At 70.7% G+C, this 20420-nt stretch carries 14 protein-coding genes; 8 read left to right on the forward strand and 6 right to left on the reverse strand.

Annotated elements, in window-relative coordinates; genetic code table 11:
* Positions 1-163: 163 nt before the first annotated feature.
* Complete coding sequence (locus N799_RS12935) at positions 164-646, forward strand: tRNA (cytidine(34)-2'-O)-methyltransferase (RefSeq protein ID WP_036213345.1); 483 nt, start codon at positions 164-166, stop codon at positions 644-646.
* A 27-nt stretch (positions 647-673) separates the two neighbouring features.
* Complete coding sequence (gene sstT / locus N799_RS12940) at positions 674-1897, forward strand: serine/threonine transporter SstT (protein WP_036213348.1); 1224 nt, start codon at positions 674-676, stop codon at positions 1895-1897.
* Between the two features lie 66 nt (positions 1898-1963).
* Here the strand turns inward: sstT and N799_RS12945 are convergent, their stop codons facing one another.
* Positions 1964-3796 (reverse strand): DUF885 domain-containing protein, encoded by a 1833-nt coding sequence (locus N799_RS12945; RefSeq protein WP_036213351.1) that lies wholly within the window; start codon positions 3794-3796, stop codon positions 1964-1966.
* 195 nt (positions 3797-3991) lie between these two features.
* Positions 3992-5368: a copper-containing nitrite reductase gene (gene nirK, locus N799_RS12950; protein WP_081975032.1), complete on the reverse strand. Its 1377-nt coding sequence runs from the start codon at positions 5366-5368 to the stop codon at positions 3992-3994.
* A gap of 221 nt (positions 5369-5589) precedes the next feature.
* On the opposite strand from nirK, the gene N799_RS12955 reads away from it, so the two are divergent.
* From N799_RS12955 to N799_RS12965, 3 genes are all read left to right on the forward strand, one after another.
* On the forward strand, positions 5590-6021 hold the full coding sequence (locus N799_RS12955; RefSeq protein WP_036213354.1) for a DUF2946 family protein: 432 nt from the start codon (positions 5590-5592) through the stop codon (positions 6019-6021).
* A gap of 109 nt (positions 6022-6130) precedes the next feature.
* Positions 6131-8236, forward strand: a complete 2106-nt coding sequence (locus N799_RS12960) for a TonB-dependent copper receptor (RefSeq protein ID WP_036213357.1) — start codon at positions 6131-6133, stop codon at positions 8234-8236.
* Positions 8237-8299: 63 nt separating this feature from the next.
* On the forward strand, positions 8300-9367 hold the full coding sequence (locus N799_RS12965; RefSeq protein WP_036213360.1) for a LacI family DNA-binding transcriptional regulator: 1068 nt from the start codon (positions 8300-8302) through the stop codon (positions 9365-9367).
* Positions 9368-9400: 33 nt separating this feature from the next.
* Here the strand turns inward: N799_RS12965 and N799_RS12970 are convergent, their stop codons facing one another.
* Together N799_RS12970 and N799_RS12975 are read right to left on the reverse strand one after the other, a co-directional pair.
* Positions 9401-11107, reverse strand: a complete 1707-nt coding sequence (locus tag N799_RS12970; RefSeq protein WP_036213363.1) for an alpha-amylase family glycosyl hydrolase — start codon at positions 11105-11107, stop codon at positions 9401-9403.
* Positions 11104-12612 carry an MFS transporter gene (locus N799_RS12975; protein ID WP_036213365.1) on the reverse strand — a complete coding sequence of 503 codons (1509 nt, stop codon included), beginning with the start codon at positions 12610-12612 and terminating at the stop codon, positions 11104-11106. The genes N799_RS12970 and N799_RS12975 overlap by 4 nt, the downstream gene beginning before the upstream one ends.
* 219 nt (positions 12613-12831) lie before the next feature.
* Here N799_RS12975 and N799_RS12980 point away from each other — a divergent pair, with 219 nt between their 5' ends.
* The 3 genes from N799_RS12980 to N799_RS12990 all read left to right on the forward strand — a co-directional run bounded on the left by N799_RS12980 (position 12832) and on the right by N799_RS12990 (position 19425).
* Positions 12832-14460, forward strand: a complete 1629-nt coding sequence (locus N799_RS12980; protein ID WP_036213367.1) for an alpha-glucosidase family protein — start codon at positions 12832-12834, stop codon at positions 14458-14460.
* Between the two features lie 10 nt (positions 14461-14470).
* Complete coding sequence (pulA, locus tag N799_RS12985; protein ID WP_081975033.1) at positions 14471-17305, forward strand: pullulanase-type alpha-1,6-glucosidase; 2835 nt, start codon at positions 14471-14473, stop codon at positions 17303-17305.
* Positions 17306-17391: 86 nt separating this feature from the next.
* Positions 17392-19425: a glycoside hydrolase family 97 protein gene (locus N799_RS12990; protein WP_036213368.1), complete on the forward strand. Its 2034-nt coding sequence runs from the start codon at positions 17392-17394 to the stop codon at positions 19423-19425.
* A 68-nt stretch (positions 19426-19493) separates the two neighbouring features.
* Here N799_RS12990 and N799_RS12995 read toward each other — a convergent pair whose 3' ends face one another.
* Complete coding sequence (locus N799_RS12995; RefSeq protein WP_036213370.1) at positions 19494-19910, reverse strand: VOC family protein; 417 nt, start codon at positions 19908-19910, stop codon at positions 19494-19496.
* 15 nt (positions 19911-19925) lie between these two features.
* Positions 19926-20264 (reverse strand): zinc ribbon domain-containing protein YjdM, encoded by a 339-nt coding sequence (locus N799_RS13000; RefSeq protein WP_036213372.1) that lies wholly within the window; start codon positions 20262-20264, stop codon positions 19926-19928.
* Positions 20265-20420 lie beyond the last annotated feature (156 nt).

The following is a 20420-nucleotide window of genomic DNA, read 5'->3' on the forward strand; positions in this document are numbered from 1 at the left end:
CCGGCGCGGGCGGACGACTGTCTGATCGCGGCTGAAGCCGCTCCTGCAGGTGATGCGGCCGCGTTCGCCGCGCGACAATGCCCGCGCCATGTCGCCGCGTCGATGTTGCCCGGCCCCATCGGGTCAACGCGACGTTCCGCTGCGCCCCGCCACCGGAATTCCCATGCTCCACGTCATCCTGTTCCAGCCCGAGATCCCGCCCAACACCGGCAACGTGATCCGGCTGTGCGCCAACACCGGCGCCCGGCTGCACCTGGTGCGTCCGCTCGGCTTCGCGATCGAGGACAAGCAGATGCGCCGGGCCGGGCTCGACTACCACGAGTTCGCGCGGATGCAGGTGCATGACGACCTCGACGCCGCGCTCGCGGCGATCACCGAAGCCGACGGCGCGCCGCCGCGCGTGTTCGCGCTGAGCACCCGCGGCCGTACCCGCTTCGACACCCCGGCCTACCGCGAAGGCGATGCCCTGCTGTTCGGCTGCGAGACCCGCGGCCTGCCCGACGCGGTGCTCGACGCGCTGCCGCCGCAGCAGCGCCTGCGGCTGCCGATGCGGCCGGACAATCGCAGCCTGAACCTGTCGAACGCGGTCGCGGTGACCGTGTTCGAGGCGTGGCGGCAGCTCGGATTCGCCGGCGCCGCGGATTGACCCCACCTTCCTCCATCGAGTCCACCCATGCCGCTGCCCGCCTTCCTCCGCCGCCCCAGCCTCGTCACCCAGATCGTCATCGGCCTGGTCGCCGGCACGCTGCTGGCGCTCGCCTCGCCGCGCGCGGGCGCCGCCGCGGGGCTGCTCGGCACGGTGTTCGTATCGGCGCTGAAGGCGGTCGCGCCGGTACTGGTACTGGTGCTGGTCGCCGCCGCGATCGCCAACCACCGCCGCGGCGCGCAGAGCGGCATCCGGCCGATCCTGCTGCTGTACATCGTCGGCACCTTCACCGCCGCGCTGGTCGCGGTGCTCGCCAGCTTCGCGTTCCCGACCACGCTGCGGCTGGCGCTGCCCGACGACATCGCGCTGACCCCGCCGGACGGCATCGGCCAGGTGCTGCACACGCTGCTGATGCAGGTGGTCGACAACCCGGTCAACGCGCTGATGACGGGCAACTACATCGGCCTGCTGGCGTGGGGCATCGGCCTCGGGCTGGCGCTGCGGCACGCGTCCGACGGCACCCGCGCGGTGCTGGCCGACTTCGCCCACGCAATCACGTGGCTGGTGCGACTGGTGATCCGGCTGGCACCGCTGGGCATCTTCGGCCTGGTCGCAGCGACGCTGGCGCAGTCCGGACTCGGCGCGCTGCTGGACTACGCCCGGCTGCTCGCGGTGCTGCTGGGCTGCATGCTGTTCATGGCACTGGTCGGCAACCCGCTGATCGTGTTCCTCAAGACCCGCCGCAACCCCTACCCGCTGGTGTTCACCTGCCTGCGCGAGAGCGGCATCACCGCGTTCTTCACCCGCTCCTCGGCGGCCAACATCCCGGTCAACCTGGAGCTGTGCCGCCGGCTCGGGCTGCCGGAGGAAACCTACGCGGTGTCGATCCCGATCGGCGCGACCATCAACATGGCCGGCGCGGCGATCACCATCACCGTGCTGACGCTGGCCGCGGTCAACACGCTCGGCATCGCGGTGGACCTGCCGACCGCGCTGCTGCTCAGCGTGATCGCCACCATCGGCGCCTGCGGTGCGTCGGGCGTGCCCGGCGGCTCGCTGCTGCTGGTGCCGCTGGCCTGCGGCCTGTTCGGCATCTCGACCGACCTGGCGATGCAGGTGGTCGCGATCGGCTTCATCGTCGGCGTGGTGCAGGACTCGGCGGAGACCGCGCTGAACTCGTCGACGGACGTGCTGTTCACCGCCGCCGGCTCGCCCGCACGCGTGGATGCCACGCCCGACCCGATCGCCTGACGACCCCACCACCGCCAGGCACCCGCGCCGCAACGCGGGTGCCCTCGAGACGTCACCCGATGCGCGTCACTGCGCCGGGTACTGCTCACGCATCGGCTCGGCTCGCATCAGTTGAGCAATAGCCGACACCGGCGCGTTGCCGTACGACAGGAACCGGTTGTGGAAGGTCTTCAGATCGAAGGCTTCGCCCAGCTCCGCCTTGCGCTGCTCGCGCAGGTCATGGATCTCGGCATAGCCGGTGAAGTAGCTGGTCAGCTGCACCTGCGACAGCCGCACCCGGCGCCATTTGTTGACCGCCTCGGTCTCCTCCTGGAACGCCTCGCGCCGCAGCAGGTCCATCGCCTGCGCCTCGGTCATGCCCTGTACGTGCACGGCGTAGTCGAGGATCGCGTTGGTCACCACGCGCAGGTTCCATTTGCCGTACATCAGCCACATCTCGGGTTCCTGGTTGCCGTAGCCCTGCTCCAGCATCATCCGCTCGGCGTACACCGCCCAGCCCTCGATCATCGCGCCGTTGCCGAGCAGACTCTTGACCAGGCTCGGGCTCTTGTTGGCGTGCAGCAGCTGGGTGTAGTGGCCGGGAATGCCCTCGTGGATGTTGAGCACCTGCAGCACCCAGTGGTTGTACTCGCGCAGGAAGCTCTCGGCCTGCTCGTCGGTGTACGCATCCAGCGGGCTGACGTTGTAGTAGGTGTTGGCGGTCGGGTTGAACGGGCCCGGCGCGCTGACCGACGCACCGGCGCCGCCGCCGCGCATGTACTCCGGGGTCTCGCGCACCACCAGCGGGCGGCTCTCGTCCTGGTCGAGCAGGTCGTGCTCGCGGACGAACCCGGCCAGCAGCGGGATCTGCCGCTTGATCTCGTCGACGAATTCGCCGCGCTCGACGTGCCGCGCCGACAGGTGGTCGATCATCATCCCGATCCGCTCGAGGCGGTCGTCGGGCATGGCGGTGCCGGCAAGGTACTTCGGCCACAGCTGCACGGTGATCTCGTCCATGCGTCCGTGCAGCGCGTTCTTCTCGTCGACCGCGCGCTGGTAGAGCTCGGCGGCGCTGTAATGCGACTGGATGTCGTAGGCGAACTTCTGTTCGTACAGATCCGCGCCGATGCGGAACGAGCGGGCGTCGCCGCTCGCGGCCAGGCGCTGCTGCTCGCCCTCGAGCCAGCCGACCCATCCTTCGATCGCGGCACGGGCGGCGTTGATGCGCTGGTTGAACAACGCCTGCTCGGCGGCATCGAGGCCGGACGCGGCGATCCGCCCGCGCAGGCCATCGTCGAACACGCTCAGCGCGCCGCGGCTCTGCACGATCGCCAGATCGACATGCTCGGCGGTCGGGCCGGCGATGTTCGCCTTCGCCGCGGCGTAGTACTGCGGCACGCGCTCGATGCGCTGCATGACCGTGCGCAGCCGCGCGTCTTCGTCGGCATACGGGGTGTTGAGCAGCAGCGCGACGGTGCCGGCGACGTTGTAGTTGGACGGGTCCCAGGCCCAGTCGCGGAACTGCTGCTGGTACCAGATCGACGATTCGAACCGGTTGACCAGCAGCATGTGGTCGATGCGCTGCGGCGCCGGCAACTGCTGCGGGTCGAACGCGGCGAGTTCGGCCAGAGCGCTCTTTGCGAACGCGAGGTCGTCGGCGCGGCGGGTGGCGTCTGGGATGGTGAGGGTGGCGGCGTTGTCATAGCGGCCCGAGTAGATCGACCACTCCGGGCTGCGCTCCAGCGCGCGCATCAGCAGCGATTCGGCGACCGCGTCGAAGCGCGCGGCGACGGTGCCTTGCCCCGCTTCTGTCCCGGGCGGCGCGTCGGCGACCGGCAGCGTCGCCGGCTGGCAGCCGGCAAGGCCGAGGCCGGTGGCGAGGATCAGCGACAGGGACAGCGAAAGCGGGGCATGGCGCATGGGAAGGCTCCGGTTCGGGTCGGCCGCCAAGGCGGCGGCGTGACGGGTGGACGCCCGATCATGACCGGGATGGACCACCGGTGCAGGTGCCGACTGGCGCGCGACACGTTGCCGGCCGATCGCGCAAACGAAAAGCCGGGCCGCTTGCACGGCCCGGCTTCGCGTGGTCCCGTCGCCGCGGCTGCGGCGGGCGGGTCAGTGGCCCGAGTTCGGGTCGATCTTCTCGCTGGTGCTGAAGATCTCCGCGTCGGCCTCGCCGGTCACGGTCAGGAACCCGGCCAGGCCCTTCTCCAGCCGCGACAGCGAGTGGTCGACCAGGATGTACTTGCCCGGGTAGTCGACCTTGAACTCGACCATCGTCGCCCCGCCCGGTGCCACCAGCGTGGTCTGCACGTCGGTCAGCGGCGGGCTGGTCAGCGAGGCCTGGTCGTAGACCCTGTCGAAGATCTCGCCGATCAGGTGCATGCTCGACACCAGGTTCGGGCCGCCGACGCCGAAGTACATGCGCACGGTGTCGCCGACTTCGGCGGTCATGTCGAACGTCTTGGTCAGCGCGTCCATCGAGCCGTTGAACATCAGGTGCTCGGGCTTCTCGTCGAGCAGCTTCTCCAGCGAGAACTCCTGCAACCCGCGCGAGCCGTGCTTCTGGGCGGTGTAGAGCTCGCCCTGCATCACGTAGTACTCCCTGTCGACCGCCGCCAGGCCGCCTTCGGGCTCGACCAGGATCATCCCGTACATGCCGTTGGAGATGTGGTGGGCGATCATCGGCGTGGCGCAGTGGTAGACGTACAGGCCCGGCTGCAGCGCCTTGAAGGTGAAGCTCTTGGTCTGGCCCGGCGCCACCTGGGTGACCGCCGCGCCGCCACCGGGGCCGGTGACCGCGTGGAAGTCGACCGAGTGGATGTTGATGCTGCTCTCGTCGTTCTTGAGGTTGATGGTGACGCTGTCGCCCTGGCGCACGCGCAGCATCGGGCCGGGCACGGTGTTGTTGAAGGTCCAGTAGCGGTAGGTGCTGCCGTCCGACAGCTTGCCCTCGACCTCGGTGGTCAGCAGGTCGTAGTTGATGTGCTTGGGCGCGCGGTCGCCGACGGGCTCACCGACCTCGGCCGGGTTCTTGGCGATGTCGACCGCGGTGCTGACGGTTTCGACCACGTCGCCGACGATCAGCTTGCCGAACATGCCGGCCGCCTTGTGGCCCGGGATCGTGCACAGGTACTCGAACGTGCCGGACTTGGTCGCGCGGAACACGATCGTGGTCGCGCTGCCCTCGCCGACCAGCTGGTCGGACTGGGCGCCGAAGTCGGGCACCGCGATGTCGTGCATCGCGCCGTCGCCGTTGACCACGGTGATCGCGACCACCGCGCCTTCGGGCACCTTGAGGTCGGGCGAGACCTGGCCCTTGATCGGGCCGGCGTCGCCGACGAAGACCAGCTGGCCCTCGTGGATCTGCGTCTTCAGGGTGAAGGTGACGTCGGCCACCGGGGTGACCGATGCGTGGTGTTGGTCGGCCAGTGCCATCGGCGTGAAACCGGCGGCGGTTGCGAGTGCGAACAGCAGGACCAGGTCTTTCATTTCAGGGTTTCCTGAGGGTTTTGGATGCTTCGTTGGCGGCGACTCTAGGGCCGGCGCGAAAGCCCCTCCATGACGTGGATCAAGTGTGACCATACGGTTACGGATGGTTCACGATCGCGAGCGCCGCAGGCCCCGTCGCACGGGCGTTCCAGCCTTCCATACGCCACCGTCTTGATCTGCGTCAGGGACGCCCGCGCGGCAATGCTGAAAATGGCATCGCGATGAAAGCGATCCATCCGCGCGAAGCGTTCCGCTACTGGGCCGGCCGACTGGCGCTGGCGGCGATGCTGGCGCTGGTGCTGGTGCCCACGGCGGGCCGCCTGTACGCAGGCGTGGCCACTGCGACGACCGCCACCGTGGCGGCCGCCGGCAGCGGCTCCACCGACACTTTCATCGCCCACGCCGCGCATGCCGACCACGCCGGCGCCGCGACGACGCCGGAGCGGCCCGCACCGCCCCCCGGCCAACAGCACCCCGGCCACGCCGATTGCCCGTACTGCCCGTTGCTCGGCCAGTTGGCCGACGCCGCACATCCATTGCCGCTGCTTGCCAACCCGCCCGCCGGCGCCACGCCGGCACTGACCGTCGCCGCCGGCCACGCCGGCCCGCGACTGCACGGGCCGCACGCCCGCGGACCGCCCGCCGCGGCCTGATCCGCGCACAGAGCCACGCGCTCCGCCCCGTCCGTATTCCAAGAACAAGCGTCCTGCTGCGCCTGACGGTGCCGCACGCCCCCTCTTTTACCTAGCCTGGAGCTCTGCCATGACGATCCCCCGTACCCCGGCGATCCGTCTTTCCCGCCTGTCCGCCTCGTTGCTGCTGGTGCTGGCCACCCCGTCCGTGCTCGCCGCCTCGCCGGAAAACCGCGCCGACCCGCCGGCCGCGTTCGACCTCGACGCGATCGTCGTCACCGCAGCCGCACCGGTGTCGGCGCTGACCTTCGATACCAGCCCCAAGCTGCCGCGCCAGCCGGTGCCGGCCAGCGACGGCGCCGACTACCTCAAGACCATTCCCGGCTTCTCGGCGGTGCGCAACGGCGGCACCAACGGCGACCCGGTGCTGCGCGGCATGTTCGGCTCGCGCCTCAACCTGCTGACCAACGACGGCGCGATGCCGGGCGCCTGCCCGTCGCGCATGGACAACGCGATGTCCTACGTCTCGCCGGAAACCTACGACCGGCTGGTCGTCACCAAGGGCCCGCAGACGGTGCTGTGGGGGCCGGGCGCCTCGGCCGGCACGGTGCGCTTCGAGCGCGACCGCGAGTACTTCGCCGACCGCACGTTCAAGTTCGCCGGCAGCCTGCTCGGCGGCTCGTTCGGGCGCAACGACCAGGTGCTCGACGCCACCCTCGGCGACCGCATCGGCTACGCCCGCATCAGCGCCAACCGCTCGCACTCCGACGACTACGAGGACGGCAACGGCGACACCGTCGGCTCGGCCTGGGAGAAGTGGAACAGCGACCTCGCGCTGGCGTGGACGCCGGACGACAGCAGCGTGCTGGAGCTCGGCATCGGCCGCGGCGACGGCGAGTCGCGCTACGCCACCCGCGGCATGGACGGCAGCCGGTTCAAGCGCGAAAACCACAGCCTTCGCTACGAGAAGGACTTCGACGACGGCGCGCTGCAGCGGATCGAGGCCAGCATGTTCCACAACGTCGCCGACCACGTGATGGACAACTACAGCCTGCGCGAGCCCAACCCCGACGGGCCGATGCCGATGCCGATGGCGAGCAACGTCGAGCGCAGCACCGGCGGCGGCCGCCTGGCCGCGACCTGGCGCGGCGGGGCGTACGAGCTGGTCGCCGGCATCGACGGCCAGGACAGCCGCCACCGTCGCCGCGGCGGGATGGGCCGCGGCGCCTACAAGGCCCAGCCGTGGACGGTCGATGCGCGCTTCGCCAGCCTTGGCGGTTTCGCCGAGGGCACGTACTTCCAGGGCGAGCGCAACCGCTGGGTCGCCGGCGCCCGGATCGACCGCGCCGAGGCCACCGACGAGCGCGCCACCGTCTCCGGCGGCCACGGCGGCCACGCCATGCCCAACCCGACCGCCGGCCGGACCCGCGAGGAGACCCTGGCCGCCGGCTTCGTCCGTTTCGAGCGCGACGCCGCCAGCCAGCCGCTGACCTGGTACGCCGGCCTCGGCCACACCGAACGCATGCCCGACTACTGGGAGCTGTTCTCGGCCCGCGCGCTCGGCGGTGACACCGGCATGGGCGGTCCCAACGCATTCGCCGGACTCGACACCGAGAAGACCACCCAGCTCGACATCGGCCTGCACTACCGCGGCCGCAAGGTGGACGCCTGGGTGTCCGCCTACGCCGGTCGCGTCGACGACTTCATCCAGTTCCGCTACCCGGCCGAGGGCATGCTGGCCGGCAGCAGCATCGTGTCGAACATCGACGCCGAAATCCGCGGTGCCGAACTCGGCGTGGAGCTGCGCCCGGCCGAACACTGGAAGCTCGGCGGCACCCTCGCCTACGCCCGCGGCGAGGATGCCGACAGCGGCCGCCCGCTGCCGCAGATGACTCCGCTGGAGTCGCGCCTGACCGCCAGCTGGGACAGCCGCCAGTGGACCGCCGGCGCGCTGGTGCGGGTGGTCGACGGCCAGGACCGGGTCGCCCCCGGCCATGGCAACGTGGTCGGCCAGGACCTCGGCCCCAGCCCCGGCTTCGCCACCCTCGCGCTCAACGCCGGCTACCGCTTCGACAACGGCCTGCAACTCACCGCCGGCGTCGACAACGTGTTCGACCGCGCCTACAGCGAGCACCTCAACCTCGCCGGCAACGCCGACTTCGGCTACCCGGCCGACCCGGTGCGGATCAACGAGCCCGGCCGCACCGCGTGGCTGAAGCTCAACTACACCTACTGAGCCGCACCCGCCGGCCGGGTCCGCCATGCGCGGGGCCGGCCGGCGGCATACACTCGGCCGCGCATGAGCCGTCCCGACACACCAGCGCCGCGCCGGCGCACCAAGGCCACCTCGATCGACATCGCCCACCGCGCGGGCGTCTCGCAGGCCACCGTGTCGCGCGTGCTGCGCGGCTCGCCGCTGGTCAACGCGGAGACCCGCCGCCGCGTCGAGGAGGCGGTGCGCGAACTCAACTACACGGTCGACCGGCACGCCTCCAGCCTGCGCCTGCAGCGCTCGGGCACGCTGGCGCTGCTGCTGTTCGAGGACCCGACCGCGGACGAGTCGCACATCAACCCGTTCTTCCTGTCGATGCTCGGCTCGATCACCCGCGCCTGCGCGCGCGCCGGGCAGGACCTGCTGGTGTCGTTCCAGCAGCTGTCGGACGACTGGCACGCCGACTACGCCGACAGCCGCAAGGCCGACGGCCTGATCCTGCTGGGCTACGGCGACTACCTGAGCTACCGCGGCCGGCTCGACACGCTGGTCGAGCAGGGCACGCGCTTCGTACGCTGGGGCGCGGTGCTGCCGGACCAGCCGGGGCTGTCGATCGGCTGCGACAACTTCCACGGCGGTGAACTGGTCGGCGCGCACCTGGCCGGGCTCGGCTGCCGGCGCGTGGCCTTCCTCGGCGACGCCTCCAGCCACTACCCCGAGTTCCTCGACCGCTACCGCGGCTGCGACGCCGCGCTGCGTGCGGTCGGCGGCGCGATGGACCCGGCGCTGCAGGTCGATGCGCAGAGCTCGGAGGACGACGGCTACGCCGCGGCCCGCGAGCTGCTGGCGCGCCGCGACGGCGGCGGCGCGGTGGCTTTCGACGCGGTGTTCGCCGCCAGTGACCTGATCGCGATCGGCGCGTTGCGCGCGTTCGAGGAGGGCGGGCTGGACGTGCCGGGCGACGTGCGGATGGTCGGCTTCGACGACATCCCGGCCGCGCGCTTCACCCATCCTGCGCTGACCACGGTCGCGCAGGACACCACCAGTGCCGGCGAACTGCTGGTCGAGACGCTGCTGGCACTGGTCGACGGCCAGCCGGCACAGAGCCGGATGCTGCCGGCGCAACTGGTGGTACGGCGGTCGAGCGGGGCCTAGGAGGGCGGGCGCTGCCCGGCTGGCGACCGCGCGTCAGTCGCCGCGCCGCGCGCCGGCCATCGCGATATCGAGCGCCGCGGCCAGCTCCGCGTCGCGTACCGGCGCGTCGAGCACGAACACTTTGACCCCGTGCGCCGGCACCGTCGCCCGAAGCGGGCCGACGTCGGCAACCTCGACCCGCCCGCCGTCCAGCGCGTCGCGCCACCGGCCGGCCTGCAGGTAGCGCTCGACTTCGAACGCCGCCGGCGCGTCGCCCTTGTTCAGCAGCACCAGCGCGATCTGCGCGTCGCCGCCGTGCTGGAGCACCCGGTAGAACGCCGCACGCTCGCCTTCCAGCTGCACGTTGAGCTGCAACCCGCGCTGCAGCGCCGGGGTCGCCGCGCGCAGGTTGGCGATGCGGACGAGTTGTTCGCGGATCGGGTGGCCGACGGCGGCGTCGATGCGCGCCTGGCCGAAGTAGTTGCGATTGCCGGCGTGCTCGCCGGTGCCACGCATGAAGCCGATCTCCGAACCGTAGTAGATGACCGGAATGCCGCGCGCGGTGAACAGCCAGTTGTGGGCATCGACGAAACCGGCGTCGTCGGCCTGCATCCGCGGCATGTCGTGGTTGTCGTAGAAGGTCATCAGCTCGTACGGGTTGGTGTACGGGCCGTCGACCAGGTACAGCGCGCCGGCCAGCGTCTCGTAGCCCGCATCGGCGGTGCCGAACACCTCCTGCAGCGCCGCCTTCAGCGGGAAGTCGAGCACGCTGACGCCGCCGTTCTCCGGCCAGGTATGCGGCGCGATGTTGGCGGCCTCGTGGTCGAACGCCTCGCCGAACATGAAGAAGCCCGGGTGCTGCGCGCGGATGCGGTCGCTGAACGCCTTCCAGAACGGGTGTGGCACGTGGCGGATGGTGTCGATGCGGAAGGCGCCTGCGCCCTGGTCGATCCACTGCGAATAGGCGCGCACGAAGTAGTCGAGCACCGCCGGGTTGGTGTCGTCGAGGTTGGACAGCTGGGCGAGGTCGGGCTCGTCGTGGAAGAACGCGTGCAGGGGGTTGCCGGCAGGATCCAACTCGGCCGGCGCGAGGTTCTGGTGATCGGCGACGAGGGTGCCGTCGGCGTCATGGATCTCGCCGAACTTCGGCTGGTCGACCGGCATCGTGAACGACGGCGAGCCGTGGTTGGCGACGATGTCGAGCACGGTCACCAGCCCGTGCTCGCGCAGCCCCGCGGTGAGGCCGGCGAAGTCGAGGCCGGCGCTGGGCAGGTGCTCGTCGAGCTCGAAGAAGTTGACGCCCCAGTAGCCGTGGAAGCCGGTCTTGCCGCGGTCCTTGAAGAACGCGTCGGACTGGATCGGGTCGCCGCCGGTGAAGGCCTCGTCCGGGTTGTCGACGATCGGCGTCAGCCAGACCGCGCCAAAGCCCATGTCGGCGATGTAGCCGGCGTTGTCGAGCAGGCCGCGGAAGTCGCCGCCGAGGTAACCGATGTTGTCGCCGCTGGCCTCGGCGCCCGGGGTCGGGCGGTCGAAGGTGCGCCGGGCCGGGTCGGGGCCGCCCTGTTCGCGCTGGTCGTTGGCCGGGTCGCCGTTGGCAAAGCGGTCGGTCAGCACGAAGTAGACCGCGTTGGCGGCGAACGGCTCGGTGGTACCCACGTACTCGGCCGCCGGCGCACCCGCATCCACCGAAGGCGTGGCCACGTGGGCGCAACCGCCCGCAAGCGCGGACAGCAGCGCGACGGAAAGAACGATGGTTTTCATGCGACCTCCCGGGCAGGTTGGGCGGCGGTGGTGTTCGACATGCCCGGGTCGCGCACCCGCAGCACGCACAGCCCCGCCACCACCAGGCTCACGCCGCCGACCGCCAGCGCGTTGACCGGCTCGCCGCCGAGGAAGGTGTTGAGCAGGAAGCCGAGCAGACTGGCCGCGACCAGCTGCGGGATCACGATGAAGAAGTTGAAGATGCCCATGTACACGCCCATCTTCGCGGCCGGCAGGCAGTCCGACAGCAGCGCGTACGGCAGCGACAGGATCGACGCCCAGGCGAAGCCCACGCCGACCATCGACAGCAGCAGCCAGCGCGGGTCGTCGATCACCAGGAACGACAGCAGCCCGAGCCCGCCGAGCACCGCGTTGACCAGGTGGCTCATGCGCAGCCCGAGCCGCCGCACCATCGCCGGGATCACCATCGCCGCGAGTGCGGCAAAACCGTTGTAGGCGGCAAACAGCACGCCGACCCAGTTCGCGCCCTCGTTGTAGGCAGCGGAGGTCGGATCGTCACTGCCGAAATGCACGCCGGTCACCGCCGCGGTGGTGTAGATCCACATCGCGAACAGGGCAAACCAGCTGAAGAACTGCACCACCGCCAGCTGCCGCATCACGGTCGGCATGTGGTGCAGGTCACCGAGGATGCTCGCGACCGGGTTGTCGGCGCGCAGCCGGCGCAGCGCGAACTGGGCCAGCCCGTACGCCGCCAACAGGCCGGCGAGGATGTACAGCTGCCTGTCGAGCGCGAACGCCGCGACCGCGCCGGCCAGCAAAGCGCCGGCACCGAGCCATGCACCGCCGTGCCTGGCCAGCCGCGCCCTGTCCAGCGGCGGCCGCACCTGCACCGGTGCCTCGTCCCAGGCATGCAGCTGCGCCGGCGGGTATTCGCGGGTGCGCAGCACGGTCCAGCCGACCGCCAGCAGCAGCACCGCGCCGCCGAACCAGAACGCGTAGCGCACCGTGTCGGGCACCTCGCCCGGGCCGGCGGTGTTGGACACGCCGAAATGCGCCAGCACGAACGGCAGCAGGCTCGCCACCACCGAGCCGACGCCGATGAAGAAGCTCTGCATCGCGTAGCCGGTCGGCCGCTGGCGGCATGGCAGCTGGTCGCCGACGAACGCGCGGAACGGTTCCATCGCGATGTTGATCGACGCGTCCAGCACCCACAGCGTGCCGGCGGCGATCCACAGCACCGGCGACTCGGGCATCACGAACAGCGCCAGCGTCGCCAGCACCGCGCCGACCAGGAAGTACGGCCGGCGCCGGCCCAGCCCGGTCCAGGTGCGGTCCGACAGGTAGCCGACGATCGGCTGCACGATCAGGCCGGTCAGCGGCGCGGCGATCCACAGCACCGGGATGTCGTCCATCTCCGCGCCGAGGGTCTGGAAGATCCGGCTGACGTTGGCGTTCTGCAGGGCGAACCCGAACTGGATGCCGAGGAAGCCGAAGCACATGTTCCAGATCTGCCAGAACGACAGTTGCGGTTTGTCGCCCGCCATGCCCCGGCCCGTCACGTCATGCCCCATCCGCACCACCCCCAAGCAAGTCCGCCGCCATGGTAGTCAGCGGTGCAGGTGCACAATTTTCCTGCAAACGTATTCATCGCCGGCGCACCCGCGGCGGCAACATGCTGCGGTGCGGGCCATGGAATAGTGGCGCCCCGGCGAGCCGCCCCCGCGGCCGCCCAACCGACCGGCGAGATGTTTGTGGGGACGCGGATGGCGACAGCACCCTGGTGGCGCGGCGCGGTGATCTACCAGATCTACCCGCGCAGCTTCCTGGACACCAACGGCGACGGCGTCGGCGACCTGCCGGGCATCATCGCGCGGCTCGACCACGTCGCCAGCCTCGGCGTCGACGCGATCTGGGTGTCGCCGTTCTTCACCTCGCCGATGGCCGACTACGGCTACGACATCGCCGACTTCCGCGACGTCGACCCGCTGTTCGGCACCCTCGCCGACTTCGACCGCCTGCTGGCCGAAGCACACGCGCGCGGCATCCGGGTGATGATCGACCAGGTGCTGAGCCACAGTTCCGACCAGCACCCGTGGTTCACCGAGAGCCGCGCCGGCCGCGACAACCCGCGCGCCGACTGGTACGTCTGGGCCGATCCGAAACCCGACGGCACCCCGCCCAACAACTGGCTGTCGATCTTCGGCGGCGGCGCGTGGACCTGGGAGCCGCGGCGCGAGCAGTACTACCTGCACAACTTCCTGTCGTCGCAGCCGCAGCTGAACTTCCACAACCCGGCCGTGCGTACGGCGATGCTCGACAACCTGCGCTTCTGGCTCGACCGCGGTGTCGACGGCATGCGGCTGGACTCGATCAACTTCTGCTTCCACGACGCGCAGCTGCGCGACAACCCGGCCAAGCCGGCGCACCTGCGCGTGGGCCGCGGCTTCAGCGCCGACAACCCGTACGCCTACCAGTACCACCACTACAACAACACGCAGCCGGAGAACCTCGCGCTGATGGAGGAGCTGCGGGCGCTGTTCGACCGCTATCCGGGTGCGACCACGCTCGGCGAGATCTCGTCGGAGGACTCGCTCGGCACCATGGCCGAGTACGTCACCGGCAAGCGCCTGCACATGGGCTACAGCTTCGAGCTGCTGGTCGAGGACCGCAGCGCGGCGTACATCCGGCAGACGGTGGAGAACCTCGAATCGCGCATGAGCGACGGCTGGCCGTGCTGGGCGCTGTCCAACCACGACGTGCAGCGCGCGGTGACGCGCTGGAGCGACGGCACGGGTGGCGACGCGCCGACGGACGACTTCGCGCGACAACTGGTCGCGCTGGTGTGTTCGCTGCGCGGCTCGGTCTGCCTGTACCAGGGCGAGGAGCTCGGCCTGCCCGAGGCCGACGTACCGTACGAGAAGCTGCGCGACCCCTACGGCATCGCGTTCTGGCCGAACTTCAAGGGCCGCGACGGCTGCCGCACGCCGATGCCGTGGACCGGCGACGCCGATGCCGGCTTCAGCCCGGTTGAGCCGTGGCTGCCGGTCCCCGACGCGCACCGCGCGCGCAGCGTCGCCGCGCAGGACGCCGACCCGGATTCGGTGCTCAACGCCGCGCGGCGCTTCCTGCGCTGGCGCAGTGCGCAACCGGTGCTGGTCGGCGGCGACATCGCGTTCATCGACGCGCCCGAGCCGGTGCTGGCGTTCAACCGCACACTCGGCGACGAGCGCGTGCTGGTGGTGTTCAACCTCTCGGGTGCGGCCGTGTCGTGGCCGCTGCCAGCCGGCATGACGCTGCGCGCCCTCGACGGTCACGGGCTGGCCGCCGGCGCGGTGGACGGCGGCGAACTTCGGCTGCCACCGCACGGGGTGTTCTTCGCCCGCATCGATTGAGGAGGTCGCGATGGTGGTGGTTCGCAGCGCTGGAAGCAGTCCCGCCGGTTCGCCGGCCCACGCCGTCCCACGCCTCGCCATCGGCCTCGCGCTGTCGCTCGCCGCGGGCATCGCATTGCCGGCCGGTGCAGCCGGATTCGAGGCGCGCGGCACCGGCGCGGTTGCAACCACCGCCGGTCTCGATACCGCCGCATGCGATGCCAACGCCTTCGCGACCACCCTGCATGCCGCGCCGGATTCACCGACCAATGCCAGCGCCTACTGGCTCGACCGCGGCCGGCTGCAGTGGCCGGGCGTCGAGGGCGGCGCCGAGCAGCGCTTCCGGCTGTACCACTCGGTCACCGGCGCGATCACGTTTGAGCCGGGCGCCGCGGTCGCAGGCGCCGACGGCGCGCTCGCATTGCCGGTGGACGACGCGCCGTTGCCGCCCACACTCGCCGAACGCTTCGGCTTCATCGGCGACGGCGTGCGGCTGTCGCTGGCCGATACCGACGCGGCGCGCGTGCCGGAACTGCTGCGCGGCCAGCTGGTGCTGGTGCGCGAGGACGCCGACGGCAACGTGCTCGACGCGACCACCCTGCAGCACCCCGGCGCGCTCGATGATCTGTATGCCGCGGCAGCCGCGATCGACGACCTCGGCGCCACGCCCGGCGACGACGGCACCGGCTTCCGCCTCTGGGCACCGACCGCGCGCGACGTTTCGCTGTGCCTGTACGACGACGGCAGCGGTGCCGCCAACGCGCGCCTGCCACTGCAGCGCGACGACGCCACCGGCGCCTGGTCCACCCGCCTGCCAGGCGACCACCCCGGCCGCTACTACACCTACCTCGTCGACGTGTTCGTACCCGGCACCGGCGTGGTCCGCAACCGGGTAACCGACCCGTACTCGACCAGCCTCACCACCGACTCGAAGCGCAGCTACATCGCCGACCTCGACGACGACGCGCTCAAGCCCGCCGGCTGGGACGGCGCGCCGCGCCCGGCACCGCTGGACGCGCAGACCGACATGGTCATCTACGAGCTGCACGTGCGCGATTTCTCGCGCGACGACACGACCGTCAGCGCCGCCAACCGCGGCAGATACCGCGCCTTCACCGAGAGCGACAGCGACGGCATGCGCCACCTGCACGCACTCGCCGACGCCGGCCTGACCGATGTCCACCTGCTGCCGGTGTTCGACCTCGCCACCGTCCCCGAGGCCGGTTGCGTCGAGCCGGACGTGCCGGACGCCGCACCCGGCAGCGACGCCCAGCAGGCCGCGGTGATGGCCGTCGCCGCGCGCGACTGCTTCAACTGGGGCTACGACCCGTACCACTTCAACGCCCCCGAGGGCAGCTTCGCCAGCGACGCCGCAGACGGCGCGGTGCGCATCCGCGAGTTCCGGGCGATGGTGCAGGCACTGCACGCGGCCGGCCTGCGGGTCGGCATGGACGTGGTCTACAACCACACCACCGCATCGGGCCAGGTGCAGCGCTCGGTGCTCGACCGCATCGTGCCCGGCTACTACCAGCGGCTCGACGCGCACGGCGAGGTCATCACCTCGACCTGCTGCGACAACACCGCGACCGAGCACCTGATGATGGGCAAGCTGATGCTCGATTCGGTCGACCTGTGGGCGCGCGAGTACCGCATCGACTCGTTCCGCTTCGACCTCATGGGCCACCAGCCGCGCGAGGTGATGGAGCAGTTGCAGGTCCGCGTAGACGCCGCCGCCGGCCGCCACGTCAACCTGATCGGCGAGGGCTGGAACTTCGGCGAGGTCGCCGACGGCGCGCGATTCGTGCAGGCCTCGCAGCTGTCGCTGCAGGGCTCCGGCATCGCCACCTTCAGCGATCGCGCGCGCGATGCGATCCGCGGTGGCGGCGCCGGTGACAGCGGCGACGCCATGTACGTGCAGGGCTACGTCAACGGCCTGCACTACGCGCCCAACGGCCACGGCACATCCAGCCGGAACGACCTGCTGCATGCCGCCGACCTGGTCCGCGCCGGCCTGGCCGGCACGCTCGCCGGCTACGTCATGACCGGTGCCGGCGGCGCGACGATCCCGCTGTCGAAACTCGACTACAAGGGCCAGCCGGCCGGCTACGCGGCGCAGCCGGGCGAGGTCGTCAACTACGTCGAGAACCACGACAACCAGACCCTGTTCGACGTCAACGCGCTCAAGCTGCCGGCCGATACCAGCCGCGGGGACCGCGCCCGCGTACAGGTTCTGGCACTTGCACTGAACGCCTTCAGCCAGGGCGTCGCCTACTTCCATGCCGGCGGCGAACTGCTGCGCTCCAAGTCGCTCGACCGCAACAGCTTCGACTCGGGTGACTGGTTCAACCGGCTCGACTGGAGCGGGCGCGACAACCACTTCGGCACCGGCCTGCCGCCGGCGCCGGACAACCGCGACAACTGGCCGCAGATGGCGCCGCTGCTGGCCGATCCGGCGATCAAGCCGACCGCGCGCGAGATCGCCTTCACCCGCGACGCCTTCCTCGACCTGCTGCGTATCCGCGACAGCTCGACCCTGTTCCGCCTGCGCACCGCCGACGACGTGGCTCACCGCCTGCACTTCCACAACACCGGCCCGGACCAGAACCCGGTCGTGATCGCCGGCGAACTCGACGGCCGTGGCTACCCGGGCGCGCGCTTCGAGACGCTGCTGTACCTGGTCAACGTGTCGCCCGAACCGCAGACGCTCGCGATCGACGACGCCGCCGGCAGGGACTTCGTGCTGCATCCGGTGCACCGCGCCGCCGGTGCCGCGGACAGCCGACCGCGCGACGAGGCCACCTTCGACCGCACAACCGGCCGCTTCACCGTGCCCGCCCGCACCGCGGTCGTCTACGTCATCGAATGAAGCACGCACCCGTGCCCACGGCGGGCGCGGGCCGGGCGTCGCCGGCATGGACCGCGGCCGCCACCACATGCCGAAAGGGGAACCGCATGCGCCGTCCAGTCCTGTCCATTGTCCACGCGGTCCTTGCCTGCGCCTTGCTCGCATCCGCCGTCCACGCGGAGACCGTCGCAACCGTGGCCTCGCCCAACGACGTGCTCACGGTCGAGATCGACCTGCACGAAGGCCGCGTCGGCTACCGCGTCGAGCGCTTCGGCGAACCGGTGATCGAAACCTCCGCCCTCGGCTTCATGCTGCGCGGCAGCGGCAAGCTCGAGCGCAACCTCGCGCTGACCGACACGGCCACCCGCAGCTTCGACCAGACCTGGGAGCAGCCCTGGGGCGAGGACCGCCATGTCCGCAACCACTACAACGAACTGCGCGCGACCCTGACCGAGACCGTCGCCCCCCGGCGCACCTTCGACATCGTGTTCCGCGTGTATGACGACGGCATCGGTTTCCGCTACGGGTTCCCCGAGCAGGCCGCCGCCGACGAACTGATCATCGACGACGAGTTGACCGAATTCGCCCTCGCCGACCCGGCCACCGCGTGGTGGATCCCGGCCGGCGAATGGAACCGCTACGAGTACCTGTACAACCGCACGCCGCTGTCCGAGGTCACCACCGCCCACACCCCGATGACCGTGCGCACCGAAGACGGCCTGCACATCGCCTTCCACGAAGCGGCGCTGGTCGATTACGCCGGCATGTGGCTGCGCCGCACCGACGGCCGCCGCTTCCGCGCCCAGCTCGCACCCGCCTCGGAAGGCTGGAAGGTCCGTCGTACGCTGCCGTTCAACACGCCGTGGCGCACCCTGCAGATCGCCGACAGCGCCGCCGCGCTGTACGAGTCGTCCGACCTGATCCTCAACCTCAACGAGCCCAACCGGCTCGGCGACGTCAGCTGGTTCACGCCGGCCAAGTACGTCGGCATCTGGTGGTCGCTGCACCTGGAGGACGAGAGCTGGGCGACCGGCGCCAGGCACGGCGCCACCACCGCCAACACGAAGCGTTACGTCGACTTCGCCGCCGAGCACGGCTTCCGCGGCGTGCTGGTCGAAGGCTGGAACCCCGGCTGGGACGGCCAGTGGTTCGGCAACGGCTACGACTTCGACTTCACCCGCGCCACGCCGGATTTCGACATCGAGGCGCTGTCGGCCTATGCCAAGTCCAGGGGCGTGCACCTGATCGGCCACCACGAGACCGGCTGCGCGGTCAGCCACTACGAGGAGCAGATGGCCGATGCGTTCGCGATGAACCAGCGGCTCGGCATCGACGTCGTCAAGACCGGCTACGTCTGCGACGCCGGCGGCATCGAGCGCCGGCTGCCGGACGGCAGCATCACGCGCGAGTGGCACGACGGCCAGTGGAACGCCGGCCACCACCTGCGCGTGCTCGAAGCCGCGGCGAAGCACCACGTCGCGATCAACGCACACGAACCGATCAAGGACACCGGCCTGCGCCGCACGTATCCGAACTGGGTCAGCCGCGAGGGCGCGCGCGGCATGGAGTACGGCGCCTGGGGCAACCCGACCAATCCGCCCGAACACGAGGCCAACCTCGTCTTCACCCGCATGCTGTCCGGACCGATGGACTACACCCCCGGCATCCTCAGCCTGCAGGGCCGCGGGCAGGCGATCCAGACCACCATCGCCAAGCAGCTCGCGCTGTACGTGGTGCTGTACAGCCCGGTGCAGATGGCCGCCGACCTGCCGGAGAACTACGCCAGGCACATGGAGGCGTTCCAGTTCATCAAGGACGTGCCGGCCGACTGGGCGCGCACCGAAGTGCTCAACGGCGAGGTCGGCGACTACGTGACCTTCGCGCGCAAGGACCGCAACAGCGCCGACTGGTACCTCGGCAGCATCACCGACGAGCACGGCCGCGTGCTGCAGGTGCCGCTGTCCTTCCTCGAGCCCGGCCGCCGCTACACCGCGCAGGTCTACCGCGACGGCGATGGCGCCCATTGGCAGGACGCGCCGTTCGCGTTCGAGCGCGAGAGTTTCGAGGTCACCAGCGCCGACGTGCTGACCCTGCGCCTCGCCGCCGGCGGTGGGCAGGCGGTCCGGTTCGTGGCGCAGTAGCGCGGGTCAGAGCGGCCCGACCTGCCACTGCCGCAGCAGGAACAGCCGCGGGTACGCCAGCCACGCCCTCATGCCCCCGCGTCCGCATCCACCCGCCACGGCGGGTTGCGGCGGTTGTCGCCGGCATGGAACAGACACAGCGCATTGCCGGACGGATCGACCAGCCGCGCCTCGCGCCACAGCCACCGCTGGTCGGTCGGCAGCAGCTGGAACTCGAAGCCGTCGCCGACCAGCCGCGCGACCCGCGCATCGAGGTCGTCGCACTCGAAGTACACCAGCACCCCGTTGCCGGCCGCGCCGGCGAGCGCGCCACCACCCTCCTCGACCGCGTGCAGCGAGAACGTCGCCTCGCCGTCCGGGCATTCGAAGCGCGCGTACCGCGGCGGCGAGTGGACGATCAACGTGAAGCCCATCGCCCGGTAGAACCCGACCGTCGCGTCGAACAGCGCCGCGGTGGTCGGCAGGGTGACCTGGTTGAGGTTCATGCGTGGCGCTCCGGCTCAGGCCTTGCGGACGAACTCCGACTTCAGCTTCATCGGCCCGAAGCCGTCGATCCTGCAGTCGATGTTGTGGTCCTCGTCGACCAGCCGGATGTTGCGCACCTTGGTGCCGGCCTTGAGCGCGCTGCTGGCCCCCTTGACCTTGAGGTCCTTGACCACCGTCACCGCGTCGCCGTCGGCCAGCACGTTGCCGACCGCGTCGCGGTGCACCACCTGCGCCTCGGCGGCCGGCGCGGCGTCGCGGCTCCATTCGTGCGCGCACTCGGGGCAGACCAGCAGCGCGCCGTCCTCGTAGGTGAAGGCGGAACCGCAGGCGGGGCAGGGAGGCAGGTCGGACATCGGGTTGCTCGTGTGGCAGTGGCGAATGCGAGCCATTGTCGCCGATCGCCGCCGCTACTCCGCCGGCGACTCGGTATGCCCCGCGGCCAGCCAGCGGCCGCCCTTCCGCACCCAGGTGGTGGTGTCGCGACGTCCCCCCGGTTTTGAGTAGCACCG

The sequence above is a fragment of the Lysobacter arseniciresistens ZS79 genome (assembly GCF_000768335.1).
GTDB lineage: Bacteria > Pseudomonadota > Gammaproteobacteria > Xanthomonadales > Xanthomonadaceae > Novilysobacter > Novilysobacter arseniciresistens.

What these genes read in the sequence shown, in the direction of transcription:
- N799_RS12935 (WP_036213345.1), top strand. Translation starts at nt 164, where the DNA reads ATGCTCCACGTCATCCTGTTCCAGCCCGAGATCCCGCCCAACACCGGC.
- sstT (WP_036213348.1), top strand. Translation starts at nt 674, where the DNA reads ATGCCGCTGCCCGCCTTCCTCCGCCGCCCCAGCCTCGTCACCCAGATC.
- N799_RS12945 (WP_036213351.1), bottom strand. Translation starts at nt 3,796, where the DNA reads ATGCGCCATGCCCCGCTTTCGCTGTCCCTGTCGCTGATCCTCGCCACC.
- nirK (WP_081975032.1), bottom strand. Translation starts at nt 5,368, where the DNA reads ATGAAAGACCTGGTCCTGCTGTTCGCACTCGCAACCGCCGCCGGTTTC.
- N799_RS12955 (WP_036213354.1), top strand. Translation starts at nt 5,590, where the DNA reads ATGAAAGCGATCCATCCGCGCGAAGCGTTCCGCTACTGGGCCGGCCGA.
- N799_RS12960 (WP_036213357.1), top strand. Translation starts at nt 6,131, where the DNA reads ATGACGATCCCCCGTACCCCGGCGATCCGTCTTTCCCGCCTGTCCGCC.
- N799_RS12965 (WP_036213360.1), top strand. Translation starts at nt 8,300, where the DNA reads ATGAGCCGTCCCGACACACCAGCGCCGCGCCGGCGCACCAAGGCCACC.
- N799_RS12970 (WP_036213363.1), bottom strand. Translation starts at nt 11,107, where the DNA reads ATGAAAACCATCGTTCTTTCCGTCGCGCTGCTGTCCGCGCTTGCGGGC.
- N799_RS12975 (WP_036213365.1), bottom strand. Translation starts at nt 12,612, where the DNA reads ATGGCGGGCGACAAACCGCAACTGTCGTTCTGGCAGATCTGGAACATG.
- N799_RS12980 (WP_036213367.1), top strand. Translation starts at nt 12,832, where the DNA reads ATGGCGACAGCACCCTGGTGGCGCGGCGCGGTGATCTACCAGATCTAC.
- pulA (WP_081975033.1), top strand. Translation starts at nt 14,471, where the DNA reads ATGGTGGTGGTTCGCAGCGCTGGAAGCAGTCCCGCCGGTTCGCCGGCC.
- N799_RS12990 (WP_036213368.1), top strand. Translation starts at nt 17,392, where the DNA reads ATGCGCCGTCCAGTCCTGTCCATTGTCCACGCGGTCCTTGCCTGCGCC.
- N799_RS12995 (WP_036213370.1), bottom strand. Translation starts at nt 19,910, where the DNA reads ATGAACCTCAACCAGGTCACCCTGCCGACCACCGCGGCGCTGTTCGAC.
- N799_RS13000 (WP_036213372.1), bottom strand. Translation starts at nt 20,264, where the DNA reads ATGTCCGACCTGCCTCCCTGCCCCGCCTGCGGTTCCGCCTTCACCTAC.